The sequence below is a fragment of the Nocardioides sp. genome (assembly GCF_036493135.1).
Classification (GTDB): Bacteria; Actinomycetota; Actinomycetes; order Propionibacteriales; family Nocardioidaceae; genus Nocardioides.
Window position 1 is genome coordinate 1 of the sequence record NZ_DASXQG010000071.1, and the last position, 14792, is coordinate 14792.

13 protein-coding genes are annotated in these 14792 nt (G+C 69.3%); 10 read left to right on the plus strand and 3 right to left on the minus strand.

Annotated features, from left to right (window positions below; all coding sequences use genetic code 11):
* The 3 genes from VGJ24_RS13255 to VGJ24_RS13265 form a co-directional block, all read left to right on the plus strand.
* Positions 1 to 1215 (plus strand): NADH-quinone oxidoreductase subunit M (locus VGJ24_RS13255; RefSeq protein ID WP_331501101.1); only part of this gene is annotated, 1215 nt, incomplete at its 5' end.
* Positions 1212 to 2816 carry an NADH-quinone oxidoreductase subunit NuoN gene (gene nuoN, locus VGJ24_RS13260; protein ID WP_331501102.1) on the plus strand — a complete coding sequence of 535 codons (1605 nt, stop codon included), beginning with the start codon at positions 1212 to 1214 and terminating at the stop codon, positions 2814 to 2816. The genes VGJ24_RS13255 and nuoN, both read left to right, overlap by 4 nt.
* 38 nt (positions 2817 to 2854) lie before the next feature.
* Positions 2855 to 3832 carry a polyprenyl synthetase family protein gene (locus VGJ24_RS13265; RefSeq protein WP_414691080.1) on the plus strand — a complete coding sequence of 326 codons (978 nt, stop codon included), beginning with the start codon at positions 2855 to 2857 and terminating at the stop codon, positions 3830 to 3832.
* Between the two features lie 72 nt (positions 3833 to 3904).
* On the opposite strand, the gene rarD is transcribed toward VGJ24_RS13265, so the two are convergent.
* The 3 genes from rarD to VGJ24_RS13280 are packed head-to-tail and all read right to left on the minus strand — an operon-like array spanning position 3905 to position 7885.
* On the minus strand, positions 3905 to 4813 hold the full coding sequence (gene rarD / locus VGJ24_RS13270; RefSeq protein WP_331501103.1) for an EamA family transporter RarD: 909 nt from the start codon (positions 4811 to 4813) through the stop codon (positions 3905 to 3907).
* Positions 4814 to 4823: 10 nt separating this feature from the next.
* The gene (locus VGJ24_RS13275) at positions 4824 to 5930 is read right to left on the minus strand and encodes a 2-oxoacid:ferredoxin oxidoreductase subunit beta (protein WP_331501104.1); all 1107 of its coding nucleotides are present in this window, start codon (positions 5928 to 5930) and stop codon (positions 4824 to 4826) included.
* Positions 5927 to 7885, minus strand: coding sequence for a 2-oxoacid:acceptor oxidoreductase subunit alpha (locus tag VGJ24_RS13280; RefSeq protein WP_331501105.1), 1959 nt, complete (start codon positions 7883 to 7885; stop codon positions 5927 to 5929). The genes VGJ24_RS13275 and VGJ24_RS13280 overlap by 4 nt, the downstream gene beginning before the upstream one ends.
* Before the next feature lie 278 nt (positions 7886 to 8163).
* On the opposite strand from VGJ24_RS13280, the gene VGJ24_RS13285 reads away from it, so the two are divergent.
* From VGJ24_RS13285 to VGJ24_RS13315, 7 genes are all read left to right on the plus strand, one after another.
* Entirely contained in the window at positions 8164 to 9189 is a 1026-nt protein-coding gene (locus VGJ24_RS13285) for a sulfate ABC transporter substrate-binding protein (protein WP_331501106.1), read from the plus strand.
* A gap of 3 nt (positions 9190 to 9192) precedes the next feature.
* Positions 9193 to 10041 (plus strand): sulfate ABC transporter permease subunit CysT, encoded by an 849-nt coding sequence (cysT, locus tag VGJ24_RS13290; RefSeq protein WP_331501107.1) that lies wholly within the window; start codon positions 9193 to 9195, stop codon positions 10039 to 10041.
* Positions 10034 to 10846 carry a sulfate ABC transporter permease gene (locus VGJ24_RS13295; RefSeq protein WP_331501108.1) on the plus strand — a complete coding sequence of 271 codons (813 nt, stop codon included), beginning with the start codon at positions 10034 to 10036 and terminating at the stop codon, positions 10844 to 10846. Before cysT ends, VGJ24_RS13295 begins: the two co-directional genes overlap by 8 nt.
* Positions 10843 to 11826, plus strand: a complete 984-nt coding sequence (locus VGJ24_RS13300; protein ID WP_331501109.1) for a sulfate/molybdate ABC transporter ATP-binding protein — start codon at positions 10843 to 10845, stop codon at positions 11824 to 11826. The genes VGJ24_RS13295 and VGJ24_RS13300 overlap by 4 nt, the downstream gene beginning before the upstream one ends.
* 238 nt (positions 11827 to 12064) lie before the next feature.
* The gene (locus VGJ24_RS13305; protein ID WP_331501166.1) at positions 12065 to 12910 is read left to right on the plus strand and encodes a DUF4397 domain-containing protein; all 846 of its coding nucleotides are present in this window, start codon (positions 12065 to 12067) and stop codon (positions 12908 to 12910) included.
* A 159-nt stretch (positions 12911 to 13069) separates the two neighbouring features.
* A complete protein-coding gene (locus VGJ24_RS13310; protein WP_331501110.1) occupies positions 13070 to 13594 on the plus strand; it encodes a class F sortase in 525 nt (174 codons plus the stop codon).
* Positions 13591 to 14682 (plus strand): hypothetical protein, encoded by a 1092-nt coding sequence (locus VGJ24_RS13315; RefSeq protein ID WP_331501111.1) that lies wholly within the window; start codon positions 13591 to 13593, stop codon positions 14680 to 14682. Before VGJ24_RS13310 ends, VGJ24_RS13315 begins: the two co-directional genes overlap by 4 nt.
* Positions 14683 to 14792: the final 110 nt, after the last annotated feature.

A 14792-nucleotide genomic window follows, 5' to 3' on the forward strand; every position in this document is an offset into this window, starting at 1 on the left:
AAGGCGTTCTTCGCGTGGGCCCTGGCGCTCGAGGCGTTGTCGATCGCGGTGTTCGCGGCCACCGACGTCTTCCTCTTCTACGTCGTGTTCGAGGCGACGCTGATCCCGGCGTACTTCCTGGTCGGCGGCTTCGGCGGCAACCAGCGTCGCAAGGCCGCGGTGAAGTTCCTGATCTTCCAGCTGGCCGGTGGTCTGGTGATGCTGGCCTCGGTGATCGGGCTGTACGTCGTGTCGGCCGGCCGCGGCGCCCCGTCGTACCTCTTCACCGATCTGCAGGGCATCACCATCGATCCCGACACCCAGAAGTGGCTGTTCGTCGGCTTCTTCATCGCGTTCGCGGTCAAGGCCCCGCTGTTCCCGGTCCACACCTGGCTTCCGGACACCACCGAGCAGGCCACCACCGGCACGAGCGTCCTGCTGGTCTGCATCCTCGACAAGATCGGTGCCTACGGGATGCTGCGCTTCTGCCTCGGGCTGCTCCCCGACGGCTCGCAGTGGGCGACGCCGGTGGTGATCACCCTCGCCCTGATCTCCATCGTGTACGGCGCACTGGTCGCGATCGGGCAGGACGACATGCTGCGGCTGTTCGGGTACATGTCGATCAGCCACTTCGGCTTCATCGTGCTCGGCATCTTCCTGCTCACCAGTCAGGGCGGCTCGGGTGCTGTGCTCTACATGGTCAACCACGGCCTCGCCACGGCCGCGCTGTTCCTGGTGGCCGGCTTCCTGATCAAGCGCCGCGGCACGGCGTCGATCCGGGCGATGGGCGGCGTCGAGAAGGTCGCGCCGGTGCTCGCCGGGTTGTTCCTGGTCTTCGGCCTCGCGGCGCTCAGCCTCCCCGGCCTGTCGCCGTTCGTCTCCGAGATCCTGGTGATCATCGCGGCGTTCCAGCACCACTGGTGGGTGGGAGCGATCGCGGTCAGCGCCATCGTGTGGACCGCCTGGTACATCTTGTGGATGTACCAGCGCACGATGACCGGGCCCGACCTGGTCGGCGGTCGTGATGCGGAGACGCCCGACCTCGACCGGCGTGAGGTGGGGACCCTGGCCCCGCTGTTCGTCGGGCTGATCGTGTTCGGCTTCTTCCCGATGCCTCTGCTCAACGTGATCAACCCCTACGTCGACGACACGCTCCAGCACGTCGGCGTCCACGACCCGGCCTCGACCGTGGCCACGTCGACCAATGCCGCGCCCGTTCAGGGAGGACAGCAGTGATCGCGCTCGCCGCCGACGACACCTTCGTCAAGCCGCACCTCGAGTACGGCTCGCTGTGGCCCATCCTGGTGATCTTCGGGGCAGCCTGCCTCGGCGTCCTGATCGAGGCGTTCCTGCCCCGGAAGTGGCGGTACGTCGCCCAGTTCGGCACCACTCTCGTCGCCATGGTGGTGGCCCTGGTCGGTGTCGGCTTCGTGGCCAACGGCCTGCCCAAGCTCGGCGACGGCACGGCTCGCGGTCTGTTCGGGTCGGAGGGCACGATTGCTCTCGACGGCCCGACGATGTTCCTCTGGGGACTCGTCCTGGTCTTCGGCCTCGGCGGCGTCCTGCTGTTCGCCGAACGGCGGGTCGAGGCCGGAGTCTCGGCATTCGCCGGGCAGGCGGCCGCGCTTCCGGGCACCGAGTCCGAGCGACAGGCGCAGGGGCTTGACCACACCGAGGTCTACCCACTCCTGCTGTTCGCGGTCGGCGGGATGATGCTGTTCCCGGCGTCCGGTGACCTGCTCACCATGTTCGTCGCGCTCGAGGTGCTCTCGCTCCCGCTCTACCTGCTCTGCGGCCTGGCGCGCCGTCGTCGCCTGCTCAGCCAGGAAGCCGCGATGAAGTACTTCCTGCTCGGCGCCTTCTCCTCCGGCTTCTTCCTGTACGGCGTGGCCCTCATCTACGGCTACGCGGGCTCGATGGACTTCGGGGCGATCAACGAGGCCGTCCGCAACAACGCCGGCAACCAGACGCTGCTGGTGATCGGCATGGGCATGCTGACCGTCGGCCTGCTCTTCAAGGTCGGCGCTGCGCCGTTCCAGGCCTGGATGCCCGACGTGTACCAGGGTGCCCCCACCGCCGTCACCGCGTTCATGGCGGCGGCGACGAAGGCGGCGGCGTTCGGTGCGATGCTGCGGCTGTTCTACGTCGCGTTCGGCGAGGCGCGCTGGACCTGGCAACCGATGCTGTGGGTGATCGCGATCCTCACCATGATCGTCGGCACCGTGCTCGCCCTCGTCCAGACGGACATGAAGCGGATGCTCGCCTACTCGTCGGTGGCGCACACCGGCTTCCTCCTCACCGGGGTCCTCGGCCTCCAGGGCGTCAACGACATCCACCCCGGGCAGATCACCTCGCTCCAAGCCGTGCTGTTCTACCTGGTCACCTACGGCCTCACCACACTCGGTGCCTTCGCCGTGGTCGGGCTCGTCCGCGACTCCGCGGGGGAGCAGTCGACGATCAGCCGCTGGGCCGGGCTGGGCAAGCACTCGCCGGTCGTGGCCGGCGTCTTCGCGCTCTTCCTGCTGGGCATGGCCGGCATCCCGCTCACGTCCGGCTTCACCGGGAAGTGGGCGGTCTTCGAGGTGGCGCTCGCGGCCGGTGCCTGGCCGGTGGTGATCGTGGCGGTGATCGCCAGCGCGGCCGCGGCGTACTTCTATGTCCGGGTCATCGTGGTCATGTACTTCCACGAGCCCGACTCCGACAGCGCGCACGTGGTGCACCCGTCGATCCTGTCCGCGACCGCGATCGGGATCGCCGCCGCGGCGACCGTCGCCCTGGGCATCCTGCCGGGCCCGGTTCTCGATCTGACCCGGACTGCGGGACAATTCATCAGGTGAGCGATGCCCCACCGCGACCCGGCGATGCCGGACTCGCGATGCCGGTGACCGACGACGCCCTCGCCGGTCGCCTCGTCGAGCGGATGCAGGCCGTCGAGCACGCCCTCACCGGCCATGTCCGCAGTCGCGCGCCGTTCGTCACGAGCGCCGCCAGCCACCTGATGGAGGCCGGCGGCAAGCGCTTCCGCCCGCTCCTGGTTCTGCTCGCCGCCGAGGCGGGGTCACACCCGGACTCCGACGACGTGATCACGGCTGCCTGCGTGGTGGAGCTGACCCACCTGGCCTCGCTCTACCACGACGACGTGATGGACGAGGCCGCGCTCCGTCGCGGAGCCGAGTCGGCCAACGCGCGGTGGGACAACCACGTGGCGATCCTCACCGGCGACTTCCTCTTCTCGAAGTCGTCGGAGCTCACCGCCGAGCTCGGTGCGAACGCCGTACGGATCCAGGCCCAGACGTTCACCCGGCTGGTCGAGGGCCAGATCCAGGAGACCGTGAAGCCCAGCCCCGACGACGACCCGCTCGAGCACTACCTCGACGTGGTGGCCGGGAAGACCGGCTCGCTGATCGCGACCTCTGCGCGGTACGGCGCGCGCTTCGGCGGCGCGACCCCCGAGGTGGAGGAGGCGCTGACGGCGTACGGCGACATCGTCGGTACGGCGTTCCAGCTCTCCGATGACATCCTCGACATCGCCTCCGACTCGGTGGAGTCGGGCAAGACTCCCGGCACCGACCTGCGCGAGGGCGTGCCGACGCTGCCGGTGATCATGGCGCAGGCCTCGACCCGCCGGGAGGATGCCCGGCTGCTGCAGCTGCTCGACTCCGACCTCAGCGATGACGGCCTCCACACCGAGGCGCTCACCCTGCTGCGGGCCCACCCCGCGATGGGCGAGGCCCGCGCGTACGTCGTCGCTCGGGCCCAGGAGGCGAAGTCCCTGCTCACGGTGCTGCCCGACGGGCCGGTCCGCGAAGCGCTGGAGAACTTCGCCGACATCGTGGCCACCCGCTCCACCTGACCGGTCACCCGGCGGTGGGTGGTCCACCGTTTCGCCGCCGGGAATCGTGGATAGCTCACCGCCCCGGGTGATCTAGACGCCGGCGACCTCGGTCGCTGGCCGGACGCTACGCCGTTGGTGGCGGACCGAGTCGACGGTGAAGATCGCCAAGGCGCCCCACACCAGCACGAAGCCGATCCACCGACCGGTCGGCATGTCCTCGTGGAAGTACAGGACGCCGAGCAGGAACTGCAGGATCGGGGTGAGGTACTGCAGCAGGCCCAGGGTCACCAACGGAACCCGGATCGCCGCGCCCCCGAAGCAGATCAGCGGGACCGCGGTGACGACGCCGGTGGTCATGAACAGCAGCGTGTGCCCGGCACCATGACTCGCGAACGTCGAGTCGCCGCGCGCACCGAGCCACCCGAGGTACGCCAGCGCCAGCGGGGCGATCAGCAGCGTCTCGTAGGCGATGCTCTCGATGGCGGGTGCGCCGGCCTGCTTCTTGCACAGTCCGTAGCTGCCGAAGGTCAGCGCGAGCACCACCGCGACCCAGGGCAGGCGCCCGTAGTCGACGGTGAGGACCACCACGGCCAGCGCGGCGACGCCCATCGCGACCCACTGCCATCGGCGCAGCCGCTCACCCAGGATGAACACGCCCATCAGCACGGTGACCAGCGGGTTGATGAAGTATCCCAGTGCCGTCTCGACGACGTGGCCGTTGTTCACACCCCAGATGTAGACCGCCCAGTTCACCGTGATCAGGCCGGCGGCGAGCGCCAGCAGGCGCCTGACCCGGTGGTCCGCCACGATCCGGCGGACCGTCGCCCGCCGGCCGAGCACCAGGACCAGCACGGCCATCGTCACGACAGACCACACGATCCGGTGGGCCAGGATCTCGACCGCCCCGGCCGGCTCGAGCAGCGGCCAGTAGAGCGGGAACAGGCCCCAGATCGCGTACGCCGTGACGCCCAGGAGGAGGCCGCGGCGCTGCTCGCTCAAAGGGGCTGACCTACGCCACGGTCCAGGTGTCGCCGCCCCCGATGAGGGCGGCGAGGCGCTCGGACTTCGAGCCGGTGACGCCAGCGCCTGCCTGCGCGATCTGGTCGCGTGCGAGGTCGTCGTACGTCGGGCGGGAGACCTGGCGGAAGATGCCGATCGGCGCCTGGTGCAGCCGGCCGGCGTCGGTGAGCCGCGAGATCGCGAACGCCGTCGTGGCGTCGGGGCTGAACGCGTCATGGACCAGCACGTCGTCGGCGGAGACCTGGTCGGGCTCGTCTCCGACCGCGACGACCTTGACGCCCCCGGTGGCCGAGTCGCGGATCAGGCCGCGAGACCCGTCGGTGCCGAAGCGGATCGGCTCGCCGTGCACCAGCGGGATGATCGCCTCGTCGCGGGTGACCGGCGACTTCACGGCGTCGAACGCGCCGTCGTTGAAGATCGGGCAGTTCTGGTAGATCTCGACGAACGACGTGCCGCGGTGCCCGGCGGCCGCCGACAGCACCCCGGTGAGGTGCTTGCGGTCGGAGTCGATGGTGCGGGCCACGAATGTCGCCTCGGCGCCGAGCGCCAGCGACACCGGGTTGAACGGGTGGTCGAGCGAGCCCATGGGCGTGGACTTGGTGATCTTGCCGGTCTCGGACGTCGGGGAGTACTGGCCCTTGGTGAGGCCGTAGATGCGGTTGTTGAACAGCAGGATCGTCATGTTGACGTTACGGCGCAGCGCGTGGATCAGGTGGTTGCCGCCGATCGACAGCGCGTCGCCCTCACCGGTGACGACCCACACCGAGAGGTCCTCGCGCGAGGTGGCGATGCCGGTCGCGATCGACGGCGCACGCCCATGGATCGAGTGCATGCCGTAGGTCTCGAGGTAGTACGGGAAGCGCGACGAGCAGCCGATCCCGGAGACGAACACGATGTTCTCGCGGCGCAGGCCGAGGTCGGGCAGGAAGCCCTGCACGGCCTTGAGCACGGCGTAGTCGCCGCAGCCCGGGCACCAGCGCACCTCCTGGTTGCTGGTGAAGTCCTTGCCGGTCTGGGCCGGCGTGTCCTCGTCGACCGACGGCACCAGCTCGATGCCGCTGCGTACGGCGGGAAGGCCCAGGTCGGTGCCGCTCATCCCTCGTCCCTTCCGGTGGTGGCGTCCACGGTCTCGGCGCCGGTGAGGTCCACCTCGATGCCCTCGGCATCGGCGACCAGGTTTCCGATCGCCTCCGCGAGCTCGGCGGCCTTGAGGGGCAGCCCACGCACGTGGTTGTAGCCGACCGCGTCCACCAGGTAGCGCGCCCGGACCAGCAGCGCGAGCTGACCGAGGTTCATCTCGGGGATCAGCACCTTGTCATAGCGCTCGAGGATCTCGCCGAGGTCGCGGGGGAGGGGGTTCAGGTGACGCAGGTGCACCTGCGCGACGTGGTAGCCGGCCTTGCGGACACGTCGTACGCCGGCGCCGATCGGGCCGTACGTCGAGCCCCAGCCGAGTACCAGCACCTTCGCGTTGCCGTCGGGGTCGTCGACCTCGAGCGGGGGCAACGACTCGGCGATGCGCTCCACCTTGGCGGCGCGGGTGCGGACCATGAAGTCGTGGTTGGCCGGGTCGTAGCTGATGTTGCCGTGACCGTCGCCCTTCTCGAGGCCGCCGATGCGGTGCTCGAGGCCCGGGGTGCCCGGGATCGCCCACGGCCGGGCGAGGGTCTGCTCGTCGCGGAGGTACGGCCAGAACTCGCGCTTGCCGTCGGTCGAGCCTCTCCCGTTGGTCGAGCTTGTCGAGACCACGTGGTTCGGCTCGGTCGCGAAGCCCGGGTCGATCTCCGGGAGCTCGGACAGCTCCGGGACCCGCCACGGCTCGGAGCCGTTGGCGAGCATGCCGTCAGACAGCAGCATCACCGGGGTGCGGTAGGTGATCGCGATGCGAATCGCTTCGAGGGCGGCGTCGAAGCAGTCGCCCGGAGAACGCGGCGCGACGATCGGCACCGGTGACTCGCCGTTGCGGCCGAACATCGCCTGGAGCAGGTCGGCCTGCTCGGTCTTGGTCGGCAGGCCGGTCGACGGTCCGCCACGCTGGACGTCGATGACGAGGAGGGGCAGCTCGGTCATCACTGCGAGGCCGATCGACTCGGACTTCAGCGTGATGCCCGGACCCGACGTGGTCGTGATGCCGAGGCTCCCGGAGAACGACGCCCCGATGGCCGCTCCGATGCCGGCGATCTCGTCCTCGGCCTGGAACGTCGTGACGCCGAACGACTTGTGCTTGCTGAGCTCGTGCAGGATGTCGGAGGCCGGGGTGATCGGGTAGGAGCCGAGGAAGATCGGCAGCCCGGACTGCACGCCGCCCGCGATGAGCCCGTAGGACAGGGCGAGGTTGCCGGTGATGTTGCGGTAGGTGCCGGTCGGCATCGGCGCCGGCTTGATCTCGTAGGAGACCACGAACGTCTCGGTGGTCTCGCCGAAGTTCCAGCCCGCTCGGTACGCCGCGACGTTCGCGTCGCGGATGTCGGGGACCTTGGCGAACCGCTTCTGCAGGAACGCGATCGTCGACTCGGTGGGCCGGCCGTACAGCCAGGAGAGCAGTCCGAGGGCGAACATGTTCTTCGCCCGGGCGGCGTCTTTCCGGGACAGGCCGAACTCCTTGACCGCCTCGACGGTCATGCCGGTCAGGTCGAGCGCGTGGACGGCGTACTCCTCGAGGCTCTCGTCCTCGAGGGGATTGTCGGCGTACCCGGCCTTGGTCAGGTTGCGCGCGGTGAAGTCATGGGTGTCGACGACGATCGTGGCGCCCTTGGGCAGGTCGCCGAGGTTGGCGCGCAGGGCCGCCGGGTTCATCGCGACCAGCACGTCGGGGGCATCACCCGGCGTGAGGATGTCGTGGTCGGCGAAGTGGACCTGGAACGACGAGACGCCGGGGAGCGTGCCCTGCGGGGCGCGGATCTCGGCCGGGAAGTTGGGCAACGTCGAGAGGTCGTTGCCGTAGACCGCGGACTCCTGGGTGAACCGGTCCCCGGTCAGCTGCATGCCATCGCCCGAGTCGCCAGCGAACCGGATGATCACGCGGTCGAGCCGCTTGACCTGCTTGGACACCTACGTGCACTTCCTTCAGCTACTCGGGCGTGTCTGCCGGCGTCTCGAGGACGTCTCCGGTGCTCGGCGCAACTCCCCACGATAGTCCCGCGCCCGTGGCGAACCGAACCGATCCCACCTTTTCCGACCGTGAGTCTGCCCACCAGTGCCGGCCCGCCGAGGGGCCGCGGAGACACGCGTACCCAACCCCGATGACGTGGTTTACCTAGTCGCCTGGTAATCTCACCCAATCAACGTGACTTACGTTGCTTAGACCCGAGTGAAGAGAGAATCGCGCCATGACCAAGCGGATCCGGCTTGCGACGATCATCGTCGCCGCTACGTCCATCTCGGCCGTCCTCATCGGATGTGCCGCTTCCTCAGGATCCTCGTCCGACAAGAATTCGATCAGTGTCGTGGGCTTCTCGGTGCTCAAGACCGCCAACGAGCCGGTCATCTCGGCCTTCCAGAAGACCGACGCCGGCAAGGACGTCAAGTTCACGACGTCGTACGGCGCCTCCGGCGATCAGGCACGCGCCGTCATCGGGGGACTGCACGCGGATGAGGTGCACCTGTCCCTGGAGCCGGACATGACCAAGCTGGTGGATGCCAACCTCGTCGACAAGAGCTGGAACCAGACCCCGACCCAGGGCATCCTCACCGACTCCGTCGTGGTCTTCCTGGTGCGCAAGGGCAACCCCCTGCACATCACGAGCTGGGATGACCTGGTCAAGCCCGGCGTCAAGGTGATCACGCCCAACCCCGCGTCGTCCGGATCCGCGAAGTGGAACATCCTCGCCGCCTGGGCCCACGGGCGTGCGGAGTCCGGCTCGGACGCCGGCGCCGCGACGTTCGTGACGAAGCTGCTGCACAACACCATTGCGATGCCGGGAAGTGGCGCCGACGCTCTCGCCTCGTTCGTCGCCGGCAACGGGGACGTCCTGCTCGCCTACGAGAACGACTCGATCGAGGCCCGGGCCGCGGGCGAGGCCGTGGACTACCTGATCCCCAACGACACCCTGCTGATCCAGAACCCTGCCGCCGTCACGGAGGACGCGTCGCCGGCCGCGCAGGACTTCCTGGACTTCCAGCTGAGCAAGGAGGGCCAGACCCTCTACGCGAAGGCCGGCTTCCGGCCCGTCATCGACGGGATCCAGACCGAGGTGCCGGGTGTCGAGAACCCCAGCGACCCGTTCCCCAAGGTCAAGCACCTGTACACGCTCGACCAGGACTTCGGGGGCTGGGCCAAGGCCGATCCCGAGTTCTTCGACGAGAACTCCGGGACCATCACCAAGATCATCTCGGGCCTCAACATCGGCAGCTGACAGATGACAACTGCCGTCCTCAGTCAGGACACCCGGGCGGTCGGGCGCGGCCGTTCGGGTGTCCGATCGACCCTCACCCGCGGGTCGGCCCTCGGCCTCGGCATCGCGATGGTGTGGTTCAGCCTGCTCGTCCTGATCCCGCTCGCGGCCATCGTGGCGACGGCCGGTGAGGAGGGGTGGCGCGGGTACGTCGACACGCTCACGAACCCGCAGTCCTGGGCAGCGATCAAGCTGACCGTGGGACAGTCACTCCTCGTCACCGGAATCAACGTCGTGATGGGGACCCTGATCGCCTGGGTCCTGGTCCGCGACCGCTTCTGGGGCAAGCGCCTGCTCGACCTGGTCATCGACATCCCGTTCGCGATGCCGACGATCGTCGCCGGTCTGGTGCTCCTGGGTCTCTACGGCCCGAAGGGCCCGTTGGGGATCAACGTCTCCAACACCCGGACCTCCGTCACCCTCGCGCTGGCCTTCGTGACGCTGCCGTTCATCGTGCGCACGGTCCAGCCGGTCCTCGCCGAGCTCGACGCGGACGTCGAGGAGGCGGCGGCGTCGCTGGGCGCACGGCGCCTCACGACCCTGCGCCGGATCGTGCTGCCCTCGATCATCCCCGCGATCGCGGCCGGAGCAGCGCTGTCGTTCGCCCGCGCGATCTCGGAGTACGGCTCGCTGGTCCTGCTCAGCGGCATGTTGCCGTACCGCACCGAGGTGGTCTCGGTCCGCGTGCTGTCCTTCATCGAGGGCGGAGATCGCACCGCCGCCGCAGCCCTGGCCACGATCATGCTGGGCGTGGCGCTCTTCGTGATCGTCGCGCTCGACGTGATCCAGCGGAGGATGGCTCGCCGTGGTTAGCCTGTCGCTCCCCGCCAAGTGGGCCGTTCGCATCGTCGTGATCGCCTACGTGTTCCTGCTGGTCGGCTGGCCGATGATCACGCTGGTCCAGAACTCCTTCGCCGACGGTCTCGCGAGCTTCCAGGCCGCGTTCTCCGACCCCGACGTGACGCACTCCCTGCTGGTCACCGTCGAGATCGCTTTGTGGGCGGTCGCGATCAACACCGTGTTCGGAGTCGGGATGGGTCTGCTGCTCGTGCGCTACGAGTTCCCCGGCAAGCGAGCACTCTCGGCACTCATCGACCTGCCGATGTCCGTCTCGCCGGTCGTGATCGGCCTCGCCTTGCTGCTGGTCTACAACGGCCGGGACGGTTGGTTCGGCCCGACCCTGGAGTCCCACGGCATCGTGGTGATCTTCAACAGTCCCGCGATGATCATGGCCACCTGCTTCGTGGCTCTGCCCCTCGTCGTCCGCGAGGTCGTCCCGGTCCTCGAGGAGATCGGCGACGACCAGGAGCAGGCCGCCCGCAGTCTCGGTGCCGGCGCCATCCAGGTGCTCCGCCGGGTCACCCTGCCGGCCATCAAGTGGGCGGTCGTGTACGGCGTCGTCCTCTCGCTGGCTCGCTCCCTCGGCGAGTTCGGCGCCCTCAAGATCGTCAGTGGGAACCTGACCGGTCAGACCCAGACCGCACCACTCGTGGTCGAGCAGAAGTACAACAACTTCGCCCAGGGCGAGGCGTACGCCGTGTCGTTCATCCTCGTCCTGATCAGTGTCCTCTGCATCCTCGTCGTCTCCCTGTTGCGCCCCAAGGAGTCCGCCTCATGAGTATCGAGATCAAGAACGTCAACAAGCTGTTCGGCGACTTCGTCGCGCTCGAGGACGTCAACGTCTCGCTGCCCACCGGTCAGCTGACCGCGCTGCTCGGCCCGTCCGGCGGCGGCAAGTCCACGCTGTTGCGGATCATCGCCGGCCTGGAGAAGGCCGACACCGGCACGGTGAACATCGAAGGCATCGATGCGACCCGGATGGCGCCGCAGAAGCGCAACGTCGGCTTCGTGTTCCAGCACTACGCCGTGTTCAAGCACATGACGGTCGCCAAGAACGTCGCGTTCGGCCTGGAGATCCGCAGAAAGCCCAAGGCCGAGGTACGAGCACGCGTCGACGAGCTGCTGAGTCTCGTGCACCTCTCGCAGTTCGCGGACCGGCTCCCGTCCCAGCTGTCGGGGGGCCAGCGCCAGCGGATGGCGCTGGCCCGCGCGCTCGCCGTACAACCCAAGGTGCTGCTGCTCGACGAGCCGTTCGGTGCCCTCGACGCGAAGGTCCGCAAGGAGCTGCGGGACTGGCTGCGCCGGCTCCACGACGAGGTCCCGGTGACGACGGTGTTCGTCACCCACGACCAGGAGGAGGCGATGGAGGTCGCCGACGAGATCGTGGTCATCAACGACGGCCGGATCGAGCAGGTCGGCACGCCCGACTCGCTGTACGACGCGCCGGCGAACGACTTCGTGATGGGCTTCCTCGGTGAGGTCACCCAGCTCGGTGGGGTCCGGCTGAGACCGCACGACATCGAGATCACGCGCTCGCCCGACCTCGCAGGCGGGACGTCGGCGGACATCCTGCGGCTCACCCGGGTCGGCTTCGAGGTGCGCCTCGTCGCCGGCACCGAGCAGGGTCAGGAGGTCTCGGTCGTCACCACCCGGTCGCACGCCCGCGCGCTCGATCTGGAGGAAGGCGAGCGCATCTGGCTCACGCCGTCCTCCGGTGCCGCCATCGTCCCGGCCATGAAGTCGCTGCTCGTCGGTTGATCCCGGCGTACGACGCCCTTCGCCACGAGATCACCACGAGATAGCCACAGCCTGGTGACGTTTCAGCCACACGCTCATCCAGATGGGTGAAGCCCGCGGCGTTCGACCTTGACGCCCCTCGGATCGCGTGTTGTCCTGCCAAGCGGTGCGGTCCTACGAGGGACCGCCGGCAGCCTCGGGGGGATGCCAGATGGTCAGCTCGTCTCGTCTCGTCGCAGCGGCGGGGGCCGCCGCATTGATGGTCGCAGTGGGAGCTCCCGCGGGCGCTGATTCCGGCGCACCTCCTGGACGGCTCGTGATCGTGCAAGCGGTTCCCAGCGAGTCGCTGAACGTGAGCGTGGACGGCCACATGGTCCGCAATGGCACACCCGTCGGCGCGATCCTCGGCCCGCTCTCCCTCAGCCCGGGTCGCCATCGGGTCGGGTTCACCGATCCGTCGGGCACGCTCCGACTCACCTCGACCGTCGACGTCGCGTCCGGCTCCAGCAGCGACATCGTGGTCCACCTGCCCGCCTCGGTGGGCGGGGCGCCCGTGGTCAACGCCTACAAGACGCCGCGTGCGCCGATCGCGCCCGGGAAGGCCCGCGTCCTGATCGCCCACACGGCCACGGTGGCTCCCGCCGACGTGGTCGTCGACGGCCAGGTCGTCTTCCATGACATCGCCAACGGCGAGTTCGCCACGGCCGATATCGCGGCCGGTCCCCACGTGGTCGCTCTGCTCCCCGCCGGCCGCCGGGCGCATGCCATCCTCGGTCCGCTGCACGTCGACCTGCGGGCCGGGACGGTGACCATGGTGTACGCCGTCGGCAACCCACGAGACCACTCGATGAACGTCATCACCCACACCGACACGCTCGCCTCCAACGGCGCCGTGGTCCCGGGCAGCATCGACACCGGCCGGGTCGGGCTCGCCGCCGGACTGGCGGTGCACCCCTTCCGCGTGCCGCAGCGCCACGCCACGCCAGCCGAGACGTCAGACCCGCAGACGGTTCCGTGGCTCGAGCTGGGCGGCGCAGTCCTGATCGCGGCGGGACTCGTGCTGGCGTTGCGTCGGCGGCGAGGTGCGCAGGGCAGATCCGGCTGAGCTGACGTGCTCGCACCAGGACGAGGTCCTCGAACGGCTGCAGCCGGTGCCGCCGTCGCTCTCGCCGCCGTCCTGTGCGCCACTGCGGCGTGGTCCGCCTGGGGACGCACCGACTCGGATCACGCCCACCACCGGTCGGCCGGAGGTACGGCGGCGTCCGTGCGCGACCCTGCAACACCGGTCGTGCCGGCGCGACGCGCCGGTGCGCCACGCGCTGAGGTCCCCACGCGCAGTGTCCTCCCGAGCGGGACGGTCGTCCCGATCAAGCCCGTCGACACGGCGCGCGACGGCCGCCTCGACGTACCCGCGGACATCAGGATCGCGGGCTGGTGGCGTGGCGGATCTCGTCTCGGGGACCCGTTCGGGTCCACGCTGCTGGCGGCGCACGTCGACTCGTTCACGCAGGGGCTCGGGCCCTATGCCAGCCTCCTCTCGGTCCGGCCCGGACAACACATCACCGTGTCCTCGACCCACCTGACCCAGGACTTCTCGGTGGTCTCGCTGGCACTCGTCCCTCGCGGTACGCTGGCCCGGCACCCGCGGTTCTTCTCCGCTCGTGGTCCGCGGCGGTTGACGCTGGTGACCTGTGCCGGTCCGTACCTCCCGACCCACGGCGGCTACCAGAACCTCGCGGTGATCACAGCTCGACCCGTGCACGCCGTCGGGCGAAGGGGGGCGCCGTGAGTACACGGAGCAAGAAGAAGGTGACGCGCAAGCCCAAGGCGAACGCCGTCAAGAGCAAGCGACGTCCGCACAAGCCTGCGACCGTGCGTCGACCGCGCCCGCCGCACGACCGGGCCGCGGAGTCCCAGCCGACGTCCGAGCCGATCACCGAGCAGTCGACCGAGCCGACGACCGAGCCGACGACCGAGCCGACGATGGAGCAGTCGACCGAGCCGGCGACGCGGTGGGCGGTCGACGACCCCACCGCGATGTGGTGGGACGACGTGTGGCCGTTCAGGGACGAGACACGCGAGGCGCCGACCCTCGCGGAGACGACCGAGCAGATCGCCGTCCTCGACGAGCCGGACCTCACGCCGTACGTCGAGCCGGACGAGGATCCCGCGCTCGCCGTACCACCTCTGTCGGTACCCCCCGCCGCCCGGTCGCAGGGTCTCGCCTGGTTATCGGTCCTCGTGGCCGCGGCCGTCGTCGTAGGCGTCCTCGTCTGGTGGTCGAACAGCCGCGGGACCGAGGAGCAGGCGATCGCAGTCCACGGCCATTCCTACGCCCCGCCGGTGCACCTGGACCGGGGCTCGTCGTTGGTGCGGAGCCGGGTCCTCCCGTCCGGCGATGTCGTGGTGAAGCACTGGATCCGGACCGACCTGCCCGTGCGTTCGGTGAACCTGCGGGTGCCCCGCGTGGCCGGGCTGCCGCCGCACGCCCTCGCGATCAGCGACCTGATCCTCGCCAGCAACGGCACGCAGACGGTGGCGTCCTCCCCGGTCGACCCGGTCGGAGTCTCGACCTTCGCACTGCCACCCACCAACTGGCTCTACGTGCGCTACCGCCTTTCCGGTGTCGTCCAGAGCTCGGGCGGCCCGGGCCGGCGCGCGCTGGCCCGGCTCACGGCACTCGACGTGACGACCTCGAGCCCGGTGCAGCACACGACCCTTGCCGTGGTCGGGGCCAAGGTGCTCTCACTCGCCTGCACGGCGCACGGCCAGAACGTGCCCACCCCGTGCGGCACCGACTCCCACGGCACTTGGAGCACCCACCTGGGTCAAGGTGAGCAGGGCAGTCAGGTGATGGCGCAGGTCAACCTCTCGTGACGGCCCAGCGGTGGTTGGTGCACTGCCCCGCGCGGACGGCCGTCATTGGCTGGTCACGACCATCATCTCGACTGGCTGCCCGCCCAGATCGGTGACCGCCTCGCCGATCG